13 protein-coding genes are annotated in these 15822 nt (G+C 42.4%); 8 read left to right on the top strand and 5 right to left on the bottom strand.

Annotated features, from left to right (window positions below; all coding sequences use genetic code 11):
* Positions 1-41 precede the first annotated feature (41 nt).
* The 3 genes from ACRHOZ_RS14250 to ACRHOZ_RS14240 all read left to right on the top strand — a co-directional run bounded on the left by ACRHOZ_RS14250 (position 42) and on the right by ACRHOZ_RS14240 (position 1444).
* Positions 42-464, top strand: coding sequence for a SufE family protein (locus ACRHOZ_RS14250; RefSeq protein WP_431126763.1), 423 nt, complete (start codon positions 42-44; stop codon positions 462-464).
* Between the two features lie 74 nt (positions 465-538).
* Positions 539-868, top strand: coding sequence for an iron-sulfur cluster assembly protein (locus tag ACRHOZ_RS14245; RefSeq protein WP_431126761.1), 330 nt, complete (start codon positions 539-541; stop codon positions 866-868).
* Between the two features lie 72 nt (positions 869-940).
* Positions 941-1444, top strand: a complete 504-nt coding sequence (locus ACRHOZ_RS14240) for a DUF2480 family protein (RefSeq protein WP_431126759.1) — start codon at positions 941-943, stop codon at positions 1442-1444.
* 53 nt (positions 1445-1497) lie between these two features.
* Here the strand turns inward: ACRHOZ_RS14240 and ACRHOZ_RS14235 are convergent, their stop codons facing one another.
* A complete protein-coding gene (locus ACRHOZ_RS14235) occupies positions 1498-3015 on the bottom strand; it encodes an IPT/TIG domain-containing protein (protein ID WP_431126757.1) in 1518 nt (505 codons plus the stop codon).
* Between the two features lie 714 nt (positions 3016-3729).
* Here ACRHOZ_RS14235 and ACRHOZ_RS14230 point away from each other — a divergent pair.
* From ACRHOZ_RS14230 to ACRHOZ_RS14220, 3 genes are all read left to right on the top strand, one after another.
* A complete protein-coding gene (locus ACRHOZ_RS14230) occupies positions 3730-4659 on the top strand; it encodes a DUF3078 domain-containing protein (RefSeq protein ID WP_431126755.1) in 930 nt (309 codons plus the stop codon).
* A 677-nt stretch (positions 4660-5336) separates the two neighbouring features.
* On the top strand, positions 5337-8057 hold the full coding sequence (locus ACRHOZ_RS14225; RefSeq protein WP_431126752.1) for a hybrid sensor histidine kinase/response regulator transcription factor: 2721 nt from the start codon (positions 5337-5339) through the stop codon (positions 8055-8057).
* A 123-nt stretch (positions 8058-8180) separates the two neighbouring features.
* Positions 8181-8750: a porin family protein gene (locus ACRHOZ_RS14220; protein WP_431126750.1), complete on the top strand. Its 570-nt coding sequence runs from the start codon at positions 8181-8183 to the stop codon at positions 8748-8750.
* Positions 8751-8777: 27 nt separating this feature from the next.
* Here the strand turns inward: ACRHOZ_RS14220 and hflX are convergent, their stop codons facing one another.
* Entirely contained in the window at positions 8778-9989 is a 1212-nt protein-coding gene (gene hflX, locus ACRHOZ_RS14215; RefSeq protein WP_431126748.1) for a GTPase HflX, read from the bottom strand.
* Positions 9990-10084: 95 nt separating this feature from the next.
* Between hflX and ACRHOZ_RS14210 the strand changes: the two genes are divergently transcribed.
* Both ACRHOZ_RS14210 and ACRHOZ_RS14205 read left to right on the top strand, forming a co-directional pair.
* Positions 10085-11029, top strand: coding sequence for an endonuclease (locus ACRHOZ_RS14210; protein ID WP_431126746.1), 945 nt, complete (start codon positions 10085-10087; stop codon positions 11027-11029).
* 157 nt (positions 11030-11186) lie between these two features.
* The gene (locus ACRHOZ_RS14205; protein WP_431126744.1) at positions 11187-13382 is read left to right on the top strand and encodes a S8 family serine peptidase; all 2196 of its coding nucleotides are present in this window, start codon (positions 11187-11189) and stop codon (positions 13380-13382) included.
* Positions 13383-13470: 88 nt separating this feature from the next.
* Here ACRHOZ_RS14205 and ACRHOZ_RS14200 read toward each other — a convergent pair whose 3' ends face one another.
* The 3 genes from ACRHOZ_RS14200 to ACRHOZ_RS14190 are packed head-to-tail and all read right to left on the bottom strand — an operon-like array spanning position 13471 to position 15785.
* Positions 13471-14184: a 3'-5' exonuclease gene (locus ACRHOZ_RS14200; RefSeq protein ID WP_431126742.1), complete on the bottom strand. Its 714-nt coding sequence runs from the start codon at positions 14182-14184 to the stop codon at positions 13471-13473.
* A 9-nt stretch (positions 14185-14193) separates the two neighbouring features.
* A complete protein-coding gene (locus tag ACRHOZ_RS14195) occupies positions 14194-14664 on the bottom strand; it encodes a methylated-DNA--[protein]-cysteine S-methyltransferase (RefSeq protein ID WP_431126741.1) in 471 nt (156 codons plus the stop codon).
* Complete coding sequence (locus tag ACRHOZ_RS14190; RefSeq protein WP_431126739.1) at positions 14664-15785, bottom strand: CNNM domain-containing protein; 1122 nt, start codon at positions 15783-15785, stop codon at positions 14664-14666. Before ACRHOZ_RS14190 ends, ACRHOZ_RS14195 begins: the two co-directional genes overlap by 1 nt.
* Between the last annotated feature and the right edge of the window lie 37 nt (positions 15786-15822).

Genomic DNA, 15822 nt, shown 5'->3' with positions numbered 1-15822 from the left:
TGGGCAAGAGCCTGAATCGTATTTTTGAACAAAATTTTTAGATGACCATAGCTGAAATACAGGAAGAGATTGTTGACGAGTTTTCCATGTTTGACGATTGGATGCAGCGGTACGAGTACATGATTGAACTGGGCAAATCCCTTCCCTTGATCGAGGAGCAATACAAAACCGAGGACAATATCATCAAAGGCTGTCAAAGCAAGGTATGGGTACATGCCGAACTGGATGCTGACAAATTAGTGTTTACCGCGGATAGCGATGCCATAATCACCAAAGGAATCATTGCCATTTTGATAAGGGCGTTTAGCAACCAAAGACCGCAGGATATTATTGATGCCAACACGGAGTTTATTGATGAGATTGGCCTTAAGGAACATTTATCGCCCACACGGGCCAATGGTTTGGTAAGTATGATCAAGCAGCTGAAGTTGTATGCTGTGGCCTATCAAACTCAGTTGAATTGAGTTTAGAAGGGTAAGAGTTTAGGAGTTCATAGGCCTTCTAAACCAATAAACATCTAAACACCTAAACTAAAAAAATGAGCGAAGAAATCACTATAGAGACCCAAGAACTCGGCGAGAAAATCGTTGGGGTGCTTAAAACCATTTATGATCCAGAAATTCCAGTGGACATTTACGAACTGGGATTGATTTACGATGTGTTCGTCAACGAGGATTACGATGTGAAAATTTTAATGACCTTGACCACGCCCAATTGCCCAGTAGCGGAAACCTTGCCGGTTGAGGTGGAGGAAAAAGTGAAGTCCTTGGATATCCTAAAGGATGTTGAGGTGGAGATTACTTTTGATCCCCCTTGGACCCAAGACCTGATGAGCGAAGAGGCGAAGTTGGAGTTGGGGTTATTGTAAATGGTAATGAGAAATGGGTGTTGGGTCATGAGTAAAAATCTCATTTATCTCAATACTCAAGACTAAAGACCCATGACTGAGATTAGAAATAGAGTAGCAGAAAGCAAATTGATCACCTTTGACCTTGAGGATCTCTACCAAGAAGGTCGCAGGGAAGTATTGGATATTAAGGACTGGCTACATGAGGGCTTTATTCTTCGCGAAAAGGAATTTAGAGCCCATTTAGAAAGTGTGGATTGGTCCCAATACCAAGACGCTTATGTGGCGTTGACATGCTCCACAGATGCCATTGTACCCGGTTGGGCTTATATGCTAGTGACCTCTAAATTGGCGCCCTTTGCCAAAAAAGTGGTTGTGGGCGATTTGGAAACCTTGGAAACGTCGCTTTACCAAGAACAACTCTCACAATTAAACTTGGAACCTTTTAAAGACAAACCTGTGATTATTAAAGGCTGCTCCAACAAACCCGTGCCGGAAAACGCCTATATCTTGGCCATGACCCAAATACAACTAGTGGCCAAAAGCGTAATGTATGGGGAGGCTTGTTCTGCGGTGCCGTTGTATAAAAGGAAATAAAAAAGCTCCACAATTGGCTGGGCGTATGTATTGAATTCCGTGTTACAAAGGGGTTATTTGACCACTATAGAATTAGCGTAGGTGCTTCCTGAGATTGAAGAAAGGAATTTTTCCTCTATAAGCTCTCCTTCAGAGCTGATTTCTAAAACAACAGCAGTATTTGTTTCCAATATTGCATCATATTTCCAGCCTGCTACGTAAATAGACCCGTTATAAACAGTAAGGGCACTTCCATGACCGGGCCATTCATATGCTAGTTGCCCATTGATCCAAAGCTTGCCCATTTGGGTTGTCCAGTCCACACCGGTTGCAAAAACATTGTCATTATGGACTGATATGGAATTTGCTTGGTTAGAATTGTTACCCTCTTCAAACTGGTGCAATATCTCTGTATTTTTCCAAATTGTTGCTATGTTTCCTTTTTCCCCTGCGGTATATATTTCACCTATATCATTCACATAGATGTCATAAGCAACAGAGTTAGTATTAGCTAATTCGGCAGGGTTTCCGTTTATCCAGTACTTTGCTATGTCAGTATCTATGTCTTCTTTGCCTGCCACGTAAAGTTTATCATTACTTAAAAACAAACCGTGCGCAACGGCCGGGTTGCCTTCAGCGCTAAGGACGGTCTCCGTGCTATTTGTCCAATATTTGGCATATTGGGTACCATCGGTCTTTTCAAAACCACAGATATAAACATCATCTCCTACTACCTGCATGGCTTTAGGGGCCCTATTGTTTTCATCCACGTTTCCAACGGTTCCGTAAAGGGTGTTGTTTTTATAAACCTTAATGGGTCGGGTATCATCCAAACTGTATTCAACATGTGTGGCATAAAGATTGGGCCCTTCCACAGCTATGTATGTGGCATAGCTGTTGGTATCGGAAAGTTCATGTGCAACACCATTTTTCCATACCGTTGACACACCATACTCGCCATTGTTTTTCTCGATATAACCCCCAACAAAAATGCTGGATTCTACATCTACTTCAATACTGGCGTTCAAGTTACCAATACTTGCAGTAATATTAGCCGATCCAGCTTGTAGTGCTATTAAATTGCCTTCTGCATCCACATATATCACTTCTGTATTGTCAGATTCATAGGAAATGGTTGGGTTTTCAAATTCGTCCAAATTGGTAATCTCGGGAAATTTAGCAGTATCCAAGGTGTGCATTTCCAAACTGGTTTCAGCCAATTCAATGGCTTCCGGCCCTGAAACCTCTTCGGTCACGGTAAAATTGCTGGTGCTCTTGACCTCCACCCCATCTATGGTCACGGAAATTTTTCCGGTTTCGGCTCCTTCTGGAACGGAGGTGTAAAGTTCGGTTCCATTTACATGAACACCCGATACTGTTGCGAGGGTAACTCCGAATTTAACCTGAATATTTTGGTTTGTAAACTCGGTTCCCTTTACGGTAACAGTTGTGCCAACTGAACCGCTGGGAGGGGTAAAACCCGTTACCGTATGATCAGCACCTGGTGGCGTGGAATCATCATCTTTTTTACAGGCCACAATTATAATTCCTATCAAAAGTAGCATGGAAACGAAGTAGGCAATTTTTTTCATTGTATTGGTTTTAAGGGTTAAAGGAGCAAGGAAGTATAAAATGAGCGTGATTTAGGGTGTCAATTGACGAATGCCCTGTTTGAATTGACGGATGGGGGTTTTGGGTTAAGGGTTTATGGGTAAAAGGGTTAAAGGTTAAGGGGAGTGGGAATTGAAAATTGTTCTTTAGTAGTCGGTAGTCGGTAGTCGGTAGTCGGTAGTCGGTAGTCGGTAGTCGGTAGTCGGTAGTCGGTGGTCAGTTGATAGTTAATGGTTAAAAGTTGATAGCTATCAGCTTCATCCAGCATTGAGCAACAAACGCCGGTCAGTGGACTTGTATTTAAGCTTGAGATTGTTTTCTTGAGGGTTAATGGGTTAAAGGTTAAGGAGGTGGAAACGGAAAATGGAAAGTTGTTCTTTTGTAATCAGTAATCAGTAATCAGTAATCAGTAATCAGCATCAAACACCAAACATCAGGCATTGAACTTGAATTTGGGCTTAAGATTGTTTACTTGAGGGTTAATGGTAAAAGGTAATGGGTGTGGAATTGAAATTTGTAAACTTTCTAACATCTAACATCTAACATCTAACATCTAACATCTAACATCTAACATCTAACATCTGACTTCAGTCATTGCCCATTGTACCTGATTTTGAACTTGAACTTGATTTTACTTTCAGATATTCAATGTGACATTTCATAATTTTGTGGTTCTAAGCATTAAACTCCATACTATGAAACGACTACTTTTTGCAACAGCACTGCTAACCTCATTTTTATCCCAAGCCCAAACCGCAGAGGAAATCAAGGCCGAAATGGCTCCAAAGAAAGATTCCATTGCGGCCATTCAGGGTAGGGTAGATGCCCTCCAGTCCCAATTGGATGCTCTTCCGGGATGGAAGGTGGGTGCCTTTGGAACTATTGGCGGAAGCTTGTCCAACTTTAACAACTGGTTTGCCCAGGGTCTCCCCAACAACAGTTCGGGTACTATAGGATTTACTGTAAATGCCTTTGCCAACCAACAGGAAGAAAAATTCTTTTGGCGCAATGCGGTTAACATCAATCTAAGTTGGGTAAAACTGGACGATAAAGATGATCCTACCGATGATGACGGATTCCGAGAGGCAACGGATGTGTTCAACATCTCATCGCTTTATGGTAGAAAACTCAGTGACAAATTTGCAGTTTCGGGATTAGGCGAATACCGAACCACTATCCTTAGCAACTTTAATGACCCCGGTTATCTGGATTTGGGTGTCGGGGGTACTTGGACACCCGTTACGGATTTAGTGGTGGTTATTCATCCACTGAACTACAACTTTGTGTTTAGCAATGAGGATACCATATTCAATTCTTCACTTGGAGCAAAGATTGTGGCCGACTATACCAAGAAATTGGGAGCCGTAAGCTTTAAGACCAATTTGTCCATGTTCCAAAGCTATGAGAGTGGGGATCTGAGCAACTGGACCTGGACCAACTCATTCGCCTATACCCTATGGAAGGTCATCGGGGTTGGGTTCGATTTTGGTTTGCGAAACAACAAACAGGAGACCCTCAATTACATAGTAAACAACGCTCCAACACCTGACCCAACAGCAACCTTCGACACTATTGATAATGAGTTGCAGACTTATTGGACTTTCGGGTTGAGCTATTCCTTTTAGATCAAGGAACAGGGAAAATCGATTTCACGGTCAGTTCGAGCGTCCCGAATGAAATTCGGGATGTATCGAGAACTGAAGCGGAAGCTTTTCAGACTGCAAATTCTGGTTTGACACGAACCTGCCTACCGGCAGGCAGGTTGCACGAATTTACACGAAGGACAATTCACCTTTTAAATCAAAAAAGCCCTCAAAATGGAGGGCTTTTTTGTGGGGTTATTTTACAATTTGGGGTGTTTTGTGTACCAAGGTCTAAGTAGGTTAAGCTTATGGAAGACCGGTTGTAACACTAACACTTAAAAACAATATGAAAGTAGCCCATCTGTTGTTTGTGCCTAAACTTTTGTTGTGAACAATCCAAAAGTTGTGGTGGAAGATGAGGGGGCAAACACTTCATCGAAGAACTTGACCGTTGGTCTTTTTCAAAAGCGATTGAATCCTCTGGACAATAGTTGAAAATTGCCGTTGAAAATCTTGTTTTGGATACACAAATGGGATAAAATGGAACTTCCCTGTTAGTGTTCCAAATGAGATTGTACTACCATTATTCGTTCAATTTGAATAACTTGTAGGTAATAGGCCCAAAGGTGGTACGGCAACTCCATATCCTTTTTTTTCTTGTTTCGATTTTTGCGTTCCCCCAATCGAAGGTGGACAGTATACTTCAAAAATTGCCATCTATGCCCGATGACAGCCTCAAAGTAAAAGCATACTTTGACCTGTTTTGGCAAACGTTTAGAAATAGCTACCCAGATGCGCTCAACTACGCCTTGGCAGCGGAGGAATTGACAAAGAAGCTTAATCGTGAATTTGAGTATGCAGACGCCAAACGGGTAAAGAGCTTTGCGCTCTCAGGTTTGGGGAGGAACGTGGAAGCCGAGACAGCTCTGGATGAAGCGCTAGAAATTTTTGTTCGCCTGAATGATAAAAAGATGGAGGCCGACGTATTGACTGAACTTGGCTACCTGGATCACATCCAATCCAACTTTGAGGCTGCCCTGAACCATTATTTTGCTGCATTGGAATTGGCCAAGGAAGTTGAAAACAAGGACAACGAGGCACGTATCTTAAATTATGTTGCAAGCATCTACAAAAAGCAAAAGCTGTACGACAAAGCCATATCCCATTTTAAAAGCGCATTGGCCCTAGTTGAAGAACTCGATTTTAAACCAGGTATTTCTGCTTGTCTAACTAATTTGGCCGGTGTTTACATGGAGGTTGACAGATTTGAAGATGCCTTAAAGCATCATGAACAGGCGCTGGAACTTAAAATATTGATGAATGATAGATTGGGACAGGGAAGGGTTTTGAACAACATCGGGGTGGTCTACAACAAGCTCGAAGACTTTAAAAGAGCAGGACCAAAATTTGATGAGGCGCTTTCGCTGGCCCAAGAGGTGGGCGACAAAAACCTGTATTCTGACGCTATGTTTGGCAAAGTTGTGACAGCATTTGGTCTAGGGAATTTTGAGGAAAGCATTCGCATGTCCCAGAATTTATTGGTACAATCCAAACCCCTCAAGGACTTGGAGCTGGACCTAAAACTTCACAAATATCTGCAACGCTCTTATGCCAAACTGGGAGATTTTGAAAAGGCCCACACGCACGCCCTTCAAAGACAGGTGCTTTCAGATAGTTTGTACAGCAAAAACATGCTTTCCGTAACCAACGAGTTGGAGGCCAAATACCAAAATGATCAAAAGACCAAGGAAATAGAACTCTTGGCATCAGAGAAGGAGCTTCAATCCCTCCAACTTAAAAAAAGGGAAACCGAAAGAAATGGAATCATTGTGCTGACCCTCTTGTCGCTTTTACTGGGAGGGTTGTTTTATAACCAATTTCGAATCAAGAAAAAAGCCAACATGGAACTCCGTGAATTGGATGAACTAAAGTCCAATTTTTTTGCCAATGTTTCGCACGAATTTAGAACCCCCTTAACACTGATCAAAGGGCCCATTGAACGATTGGAACAAAATCCTGATGAAAATCTGGATCGGGAGGATGTGAAAATGATACGCAGGAATGCCAATAAGGTTCTTGGGTTGGTCAACCAGCTGTTGGAGCTTTCCAAAATAGACCAGGGGAAACTAAAACTAAAACCTACGGAGGGTGATGTGTTCAAATGTCTTTGGGCTGCTACCTCGTCCTTTAATTCACATGCGGCCCAGCGGAACATGGACTATCGCGTACAAATTCCAGATACGCCCTTGTGGGCCTCTTTTGATCGCGACAAACTGGAAAAAGTGGTCTATAACCTATTGAGCAACGCATTTAAATTTACGCCAGATGGATCCTTGATCAGTTTTTGGGCCAGTTATAAAGAGGGGGAGCTCAATTTGCAGGTTTCCGATTCAGGAAAGGGCATTTCCGAAGAAAAACTCCCTTTTATTTTTGATCGCTTTTATCAAGTGGATGGTGGGAGCACGAGGGAACAGGGAGGTTCAGGTATTGGACTATCACTTTCCAAGGATTTGGTCGCGTTGATGGATGGAACCATTACGGTAACCAGTGAGGAAGGAAAAGGCACTTTTTTTACGGTTCAAATACCTATAATCAAAATTGAAACAAGGCGGACAAAGTCGGATGCAATTCGCCAGTTAGATTCAGACAAAGAGCGACCAAACCCCTTTGAGCTTACCAAGGCAGATAAGCGAAAATTGCCCCAAATTTTGTTGGTGGAGGACAATGCGGATATGAGGCAGTTCATCAAAGGGAATCTTTTGGATTTATACCGAATTACCGAAGCGCATCACGGAGCGGCTGGGTTGGAAAAGGCCAGGAGCATGGAACCCGATTTGGTAATAACCGATCTGATGATGCCAAAAATGGATGGGATAGAACTTTGCCAAATATTGAAGAGCGATTTGGACACAAGTCATTTGCCCATAATCATGCTGACCGCTAGGGCGGGAATGGATAACAAGATTGAAGGCCTGGAAAGTGGAGCGGATGAATATATGACCAAGCCATTTAATGCAAAGGAACTTAGAACCAGGGTAAAAAACTTGATTGCTCAAAGAGAGCGCCTCAAACAGCATTTTACTGATTTGGAAAACAAGGTGGATCCTTCCAAAGTGGCAACTAGCTCATTGGATCAAAAGTTTCTGGAAAAATTATTGGAAGTTTTGGAGGAAGAACATTCAAATCCCCAATTTGGAGTTCCCCAGATGCAAGAAACCATGGCCATGAGCAAAACCCAATTGCATCGAAAATTAAAAGCGCTTACCAATGAATCCCCTGGAGAACTTCTTCGAAATTTTAGATTAAAACGGGCGGCGCAACTTCTTTCCAGCAAGTCGGATTCGGTTACCCAGATTGCTTATCAGGTAGGTTTCAACAATCTCTCCTATTTTGCCAAATGCTTTAAAGCACTCTACGGAGTTTCCCCTTCGTCCTATTAATTGCCTTCCAGGAACACAAGTGTCATCATCTGGGATTAAACTGTCAGCATGCATCAGATATGGCAACTAGTTTTGGAGAGATTCCAAAGTGTCCCCACAATGTTAAACAAAAATACTTTTACAATGAAAAAATTGATTTTGTTTTCAATGACCTTGATCTTGCCCCTTTTGACGCTGCAGGCTCAAGATGTTCAGTTTGGGGCTAAGGCTGGACCCAACTTTGCCATTCTTCAACCCGATTTGAATGACCCCACCACGCGAACCGCCCTCCATTTGGGAGCGGTAGCTGAAGTCTCCATTTCAGAGAAACTGTCCATCCAACCGGAGTTGTTGTTCTCTGCCCAGGGGACAAAGGATGAATCTGATGATGATGAGATAGTTAGATTGGATTATTTGACCCTTCCCATCTTGGCCAAGTTTTATGTGGCCGAAAACCTTAGTATTGAGGCTGGACCACAAATAGGTGTTTTGCTCAAGGCCGAAGTTGAGGACGATGGAGAAACCACAGACTTAAAGGACATTACCAAATCAATCGATTTGGGCATTGCCTTTGGGATGGGATACAAATTGGACAATGGGCTTAATTTTGGGGCTCGCTATATCTTGGGGTCGGATGTAAATGATTTGGATGAGGATCCAGATAAATTCGCCAATCGGGTATTTCAATTGTTTGTCGGGTATTTTTTTGATTGAAACCTCCCAACTGAAACCCAGATAGGACTAATATTGATCCAGGTGTTCTGGGTATAAAAAGTTGTTATAAGGAAAACGGGTTACGTGGATGTCTCTTACTTCATCGTACACCCGTTTTCTAAACTCGTCCAAATTTTCCTTGTTCAACGCGGAAATAAAAAGGGCGCGATCACCAATTTTACTGAACCATGTCTTTTTCCATTCCTCTATAGTAAAGTGTGCCTTGGTCTTTTCCGTGACCAAATCGTCATCTTCGATTACCTCCGCTTCGTATTGATCAATTTTATTGAAGACCATAATGGTCTTTTTATCCGCACTTTTTATTTCATCTAGAATTTGGTTTACCGAGGCAATATGTTCTTCAAAATTGGGATGGGAAATGTCCACCACATGTAGGAGCAAATCTGCTTCCCTTACCTCGTCCAAGGTACTCTTGAAACTCTCCACCAATTGGGTGGGCAATTTTCGGATAAAACCAACAGTGTCGCTCAACAAAAAAGGAAGATTGCCAATGACCACTTTTCTGACTGTGGTATCCAAAGTGGCAAAAAGCTTGTTCTCCGCAAAAACATCACTTTTGCTGATGACGTTCATCAGCGTAGACTTGCCCACATTGGTATAGCCCACCAAAGCTACCCTGACCAGAGCGCCGCGGTTACCCCTTTGGGTTTCCATTTGGCGATCGATCTTGGAGAGCTTTTTCTTTAACAAGGCAATCCGATCACGAACAATACGTCTATCCGTTTCAATTTCTGTTTCCCCTGGACCACGCATACCAATACCCCCTCGCTGACGTTCCAAGTGGGTCCAAAGCCCGGTTAAACGCGGAAGCAGATATTCATATTGGGCCAGTTCCACCTGGGTTCGGGCATAGCTCGTTTTGGCGCGTTGGGCAAAAATATCTAGGATCAAACTGGTTCGATCCAAAATCTTGCACTTGAGGATTTTCTCAATATTATTCTGTTGGGCTGGGGAAAGCTCATCATCAAAAATGACAGAACCTATTTCATTTTCCTTGACATAGCGCTGCACTTCTTCCATTTTACCGCTGCCAATGTATGTCTTTGGATTGGGTACCTCAATGCGTTGGGTAAATCTTTGGGTGACCTCCCCACCGGCAGTATAGGTCAAGAACTCCAATTCATCCAAATACTCTTTAACCTTGGCATCATTTTGATCCTTATTGATTACTCCAATAAGCACCGCCTTTTCATAATCTATGGCTTTCTTTTCTAGCATGAAATCAATTAAAGTGCAAATCTAATCAATGTTTTGGAAGCTGTTTTTTGTACTTTGTGTTTTTAAACACTATTCCATTTAATTCCATAGAACTGATGCATCAGGAAGACCAGTTTACCATCGCTTTTTACAATCTCGAAAATTTCTTTGATACCCATGACGACCCCCATACCTTGGATGATGATTTTACTCCGGATGGAAGAAAGGAGTGGAGTGAATCCAGGTTTCGGAAAAAGTCCAAGAAGCTGGGTAGGACCATTGCATTGATGGGAAAAGACTATAGTTCTGTACCTCCGGTGTTGGTTGGGGTGGCCGAAGTGGAAAACAAAATAGCCTTGGATGCCATTCTTGGAACAAAGTCGATTAAGGAAGTGGATTATGATTATGTCCACTTTGATTCTCCGGATGAACGGGGAATAGACACCGCATTGATCTACCATAAAGATCATTTTAAAGTATTGGACGCGGAGATTATTCCACTACTGATTTCCAATGGTAATGGGGATAGGGATTACACACGGGATATTTTATATGTTCACGGGAGACTACATGACGAAGAAATACATGTCTTTGTGAACCATTGGCCCTCTAGAAGGGATGGAGCAGATGAAACAGAGCACAAGCGCATCAAAGCTGCGGAAACCGTTTTGAACAAGATCAATGGTTTGGAAAGCGAGAACCCCAATATTATTGTCATGGGGGATTTTAACGACGACCCCAATTCCAAGAGCATCCAAACCCTTATGGACTCTGGTTTGTTTGTGAATCCCATGCAGCAATTATTGTCCCCTGCTACGGGAAGCGCAAATTATAAAGGGGAATGGAGTTTATTTGATCAAATCTTGGTTTCCCATAGTTTTTTGAATTACCAAAAAGGAACCCATAGTTTTAAAAAGGCCAAAATCTTCGCGCCAAAATTTTTAAAGGAATGGAAAGGAAAATATAAAGGCAACCCATTCCGAACCTATGTGGGTAAAAAATACCTGGGAGGGTATAGTGATCACTTTCCTGTTTATATAGTGATGAAGGAAAATCGATAAAAATAAAAAGAAAGAAAATTACTACACAACACCTTTTAAGTGTTTCACAACATCTCTTTCCAAAAAGCGGTGTATTTCATCGAATTAAAAGGGGTTTTCGTCGATGATTTAACAAGCAAAATTATTTTTGTAGTCCTAATCTTACTTAATCAATATTATGGACGGCAAAAATTCTACTTGGGCAAAAGGGCTTTTTACCTCCTATTTTTTTCTTCTCTTTTCTTTTTATTTGGGACATGGTCAGACTACGGACCAGCAACAATTTATCCGTTCCACATACGATCAAAGAAAGATGGCTTCCTTTATTTCAGCATGGAAGGAAGAACAAAATACCAAGGAAGCCCAATTACGGCAATTGATTGCGGGGAAAGCTTGGAAACAAGTAGAAAAGCAGAAAGATGGTGCCGTAGTATCCCTTCAGGACATCGGACCGGATGGTACACCCATATTTTACACCACCCTGAACGATCCAACGCGTCAAACTTCGCGTGCGCATACCCTATATAGCAATGGACTTTTGGATTTGGGCTTGGATGGTACAGGAATGACTGTAGGAGTATGGGATGCTGGAGTTAGCTTGACTACGCACCAAGAGTTTAACGGGCGGGCCATAAATGGGGATGCTAGTGAAGAAGTGGATGCACATGCCACCATGGTAACGGGAAATTTAATCTCATCTGGGATTAAACCCAATGCGAAAGGTGTAGCCTATCAAGCCCAGGCCATTTCCCATAATTGGACGCGAGATAAAATTGAGGTGGGAGAAGCTGCCATGAACGGACTTCTGATGAGCAATCATTCCTATGGAATTAAATCCGACAGGGTACCCGATTGGTATTTTGGAGCTTATATCAGAGTTTCCCAGGATTGGGACAAAATCATGTATAATGCACCCTATTATTTGATGGTGACTGCCGCGGGAAATGCCCAAAAATCCTATGACAATGAAACTCCTATTTATGGCAAGACCGCTGATGGATATGATTTGCTTCTGGGATTTGCCACTTCCAAAAATGGGCTTGTAGTGGCCGGTGCCAATACGGAGATTGGAAGCAAAGGAGAACTTAAAAATGTGAAAGTGGCAGGCTACAGCAGTTTGGGACCGATTGATGATGGAAGAGTAAAACCTGATTTGGCGGGAGATGGGTCATCGATTCTTTCTGCTTCTTCGGAAAGCAATACAAGCTATAATACTTCTTTTGGAACATCCATGGCAGCACCTGGGGTAACCGGTTCGTTGCTTTTGCTTCAGCAATATCACGAAGAATTGTTTGGTAGTTATATGAAGGCTGCCACACTGAAAGGTTTGGCCTTGCATACAGCAGATGATGTGGAGACCAAAGGCCCGGACTATAAAATGGGCTGGGGGGTAATGAATGCCAAAACCGCGGCGGAATTACTTCAAAATAGGGAATACAGCAGTATGGTGGAGGAAGAAAGTCTTTTGGATGGCGAAACTTTTTCCATGACCATTGATGCCCGGGAAGGACAAACCTTAATGGCTTCCATAAGCTGGACCGATCCAGAAGGGGAATACATCAACAGAGGGGAGATGAACAACGGAACTGCAGCCTTGACTAATGATTTGGACATCCGAATTTCAAAAGACGGAAAAACCTATTTCCCATGGAAATTGAACCCTTCCAGAGCCTCAGATGCTGCGACCCAAGGCGACAATCTTGTGGACCCTTATGAACGAATTGAAATTTTAAATGCTCAAGGAACTTATACCATCACTGTTTCGCACAAAGGGAGTTTGAAAAATGGATTCCAGGATTTTTCCTTGATCCTATCAGGGGTTAAAGCTTCGCTTTGCGAGACCTCCGTTCCTGAGGGGTTGGATTTACTCTTGTCCCATACAGATGGAGTTACTGTGGGATGGGAAGAAGAGGCGGAAACACTGTTTGAGTTGCAGTACAAGACCTATAGTGAAAATGAGTGGCAGTCCCAATTATTATGGGAAAACAGCACTGATCTTTCTGATTTGATTACCGGACAGGTTTATCAAGTAAGGTTACGTTCCATTTGTACCGAAAGCGCTGTTTCTGATTTTTCGGATGAAATCCAATTTGAGTTTAAGGGTGAAGAAACGGAATTGTTCACCTACGAACGATTAGCTTATGGAGAAGAACTTTCCATCACAGTATTTCCGAATCCAGCTGTAAGCCAAATAGCTGTGGATGCCAAACTCTCGGAAGATGCCATGTATTCCATAATTACCACATCAGGAAATACAATTAAGGCCGGGAAAGCCAGAGGTCCTATTGATGTCTCCTGTTTAGCTTCTGGATTGTATGTTTTGATGGTGGAAGACCATGCAGGGATGCGAACAACAAAATTCTATAAAAGCTGACCCATGACAACTTTCAATAACCTTAGAACGGGAGGTGTGGTCATCTGCGAAGAAAAAACCGCCAAATTCCACTTGAAGGTTTTCTTTCTTAGACTCTTTTGATTTCTTGTTCTTCCAAGAGCGTTTCATTCCGTAGACGGAGGGAAACCTGAGCTGTGGTCACAACATCCAATTCACAGTAGGAGATAATTCTGTCCAAGTCTTTATCCTGATAAAAGACTTCCCGAACCATACTGCCGTCCATATCTTCCTTGGGTGAAGGAACTCCCAATACATGGGCCATCAATTTTAATGAGGTGTAATGTTTGTAGTCCCCAAATTTCCATAGTTCCATGGTGTCCAAGTGTGGTACTTCCCATGGCTTTTTCCCGAAAAGATCCAGCTTGTAGGGCAAATTAATTCCATTGATGACCATTCTACGGGCAATATAGGGAAAGTCAAATTCCTTGCCGTTGTGGGCGCAGAGGAGGTGTTTAGCTTGATTGAAGTGGTCCTTTAAAAGCTGTTTGAATTGTTTGAGCAACTCCGTTTCCTCTCCATGAAATGAGGTGACCCTAAAATTTCTGGAATCTCCTTTGAGTGTAAAATAGCCTACGGAAATACAAATGATTTTCCCAAATTCTGCCCAAATCCCAGCCCGTTCGTAAAATTCTTCAGGAGTGAATTCTTCTTTTCGTTGGTACTGTGTTTTTTGGGCCCACAATTGTTGGGTGATCTCATCCAGTTGCCCAAATTCAGGTTGCTGGGGCACGGTTTCAATATCCAAAAAGAGGATGTGTTCCAGGTTAAGTTTGTAAAGCATGGTCAAATATTAAAAAAGAGCCATCTGTTTGGCAGGGCTCTCATGTTCCAAAAGCCATTTTTTGCGGTGTAAACCGCCAGCATATCCGGTGAGGTCGCCATTGCTTCCAATGACCCTATGGCATGGAACAATGATCCAGAGTGGGTTTTTGCCATTGGCAGCGGCTACTGCCCTAATGGCTTTGGGGTCGCCTAAGCGTTTGGAAAGCTCAAGATACGAAATAGTTTTTCCGTAGGGGATCTCTTGCAGTAATTCCCATACTTTTTTTTGAAATGAAGTGCCATCAGGGTTGAGAGTTAGGTCGAATCTTTGCCGTTTTCCCTCAAAATATTCCCGAAATTGGTATACAGCATCTTCCAGCACTTCTGGAATTATTCCGATAGGTATATTTTCATCCAAAACTCGTGCAGAAACAAGCCCATTTTCATCTCCCTTGAATTCTGATATTCCTATAGGGGTTTGTAAATAAGCTACTTCCACTATTCTACTTCATTTATATCTTCAATAAGTCCTAAACGTCTTGCTCGGGATTCCCAGTTCTTTCTGGCCAGTAATTGAAGGTCTTCCACGTTATCACTTTCGTCCATGATTTCCAATCCAAGAAGGGTTTCAATCACATCTTCCTGGGTTACCAGGCCACTTACGGAACCGTATTCATCTACAACCAAGGAAACATGCTCGTTTTGTTCCACAAACTTTTCAAAAAGCTCAGGAATGGGCTTGTTTCTGTTGGTCACCAAAATTTCCCGTTTAATGGTTCCCAGATTTTCTTTCCCCTTTTTGTTGATAATGGCTTCGAGCAGTTCATCTTTTAAGAAAAAGCCCGTAATGTTATCCATACTGTTTTTATAAAGTGGAATCCTGGAAAAGCGCAAAGGTCTATTGGCTTCAAAAAACTCTTGGATTGTGGTGTCTTCAGAGGCGATTTTCATAACAGTTCTGGGCGTCATCACATCTTTGGCCAGGATTTCATCAAATTTCAATAGGTTTTTTATCACCTTGGATTCAGATTCTTGGAAAACACCTTCCTCATGGGCAATCTCGGTCATGGCTGTAAAATCCTCCCTGCTAAGGACACTTCCATGATGTCCTTTTTTACCAATAAGTCTAGTGAACAATTGCAAAAGCCACAGCAATCCTGTCCATTTTAGAAGAAAAACCATAACCTTAAGAGCCTTGGCGGTAAAATTGGCCAACTGCTTCCAGTAGGTGGCACCAATGGTTTTGGGAATGATCTCGGAAGCCACCAAAATAAGTATGGTCATGATGGTGGAAACTACCCCGACCATGAGGTCTTCGGTAAATTCAATTCCAAAAATTGTTCTGGTGGTGTTGCCGTATAGTTCAGCGTAGGTAACCTTGGCTTGCACCCCTACCAAAATGGCACCGACAGTGTGGGCTATGGTATTTAAGGTCAAAATAGCAATCAAAGGTTTGTCCACATCCTTCTTAAGGGTTTCCAACTGCGCAGCATATTCCTTTCCTTCCTGTTTTTTAAGGTTGATAAAAGTGGGGGAGATGCTAAGCAATACTGCTTCCAAAATGGAGCATAGAAATGAGAAAAAGATGGAAATAAAGGCGTAAAAAAGGAGAAGACCCATGGGATTTATCTAGTTGTACTAAGGTAATAATTCAGAT

Origin of the sequence: Flagellimonas flava (assembly GCF_050617915.1) — a bacterium.
Lineage (GTDB): Bacteria > Bacteroidota > Bacteroidia > Flavobacteriales > Flavobacteriaceae > Flagellimonas > Flagellimonas flava_A.
The sequence above is the reverse complement of the archived record's forward strand: the minus strand, read 5'-3'. Positions and strand labels throughout refer to the sequence as shown.

What these genes read in the sequence shown, in the direction of transcription:
- ACRHOZ_RS14200 (WP_431126742.1), bottom strand. Translation starts at nt 14,184, where the DNA reads ATGCTTTACAAACTTAACCTGGAACACATCCTCTTTTTGGATATTGAA.
- ACRHOZ_RS14230 (WP_431126755.1), top strand. Translation starts at nt 3,730, where the DNA reads ATGAAACGACTACTTTTTGCAACAGCACTGCTAACCTCATTTTTATCC.
- ACRHOZ_RS14225 (WP_431126752.1), top strand. Translation starts at nt 5,337, where the DNA reads ATGCCCGATGACAGCCTCAAAGTAAAAGCATACTTTGACCTGTTTTGG.
- ACRHOZ_RS14205 (WP_431126744.1), top strand. Translation starts at nt 11,187, where the DNA reads ATGGACGGCAAAAATTCTACTTGGGCAAAAGGGCTTTTTACCTCCTAT.
- ACRHOZ_RS14190 (WP_431126739.1), bottom strand. Translation starts at nt 15,785, where the DNA reads ATGGGTCTTCTCCTTTTTTACGCCTTTATTTCCATCTTTTTCTCATTT.
- ACRHOZ_RS14220 (WP_431126750.1), top strand. Translation starts at nt 8,181, where the DNA reads ATGAAAAAATTGATTTTGTTTTCAATGACCTTGATCTTGCCCCTTTTG.
- ACRHOZ_RS14210 (WP_431126746.1), top strand. Translation starts at nt 10,085, where the DNA reads ATGCATCAGGAAGACCAGTTTACCATCGCTTTTTACAATCTCGAAAAT.
- ACRHOZ_RS14235 (WP_431126757.1), bottom strand. Translation starts at nt 3,015, where the DNA reads ATGAAAAAAATTGCCTACTTCGTTTCCATGCTACTTTTGATAGGAATT.
- hflX (WP_431126748.1), bottom strand. Translation starts at nt 9,989, where the DNA reads ATGCTAGAAAAGAAAGCCATAGATTATGAAAAGGCGGTGCTTATTGGA.
- ACRHOZ_RS14245 (WP_431126761.1), top strand. Translation starts at nt 539, where the DNA reads ATGAGCGAAGAAATCACTATAGAGACCCAAGAACTCGGCGAGAAAATC.
- ACRHOZ_RS14240 (WP_431126759.1), top strand. Translation starts at nt 941, where the DNA reads ATGACTGAGATTAGAAATAGAGTAGCAGAAAGCAAATTGATCACCTTT.
- ACRHOZ_RS14250 (WP_431126763.1), top strand. Translation starts at nt 42, where the DNA reads ATGACCATAGCTGAAATACAGGAAGAGATTGTTGACGAGTTTTCCATG.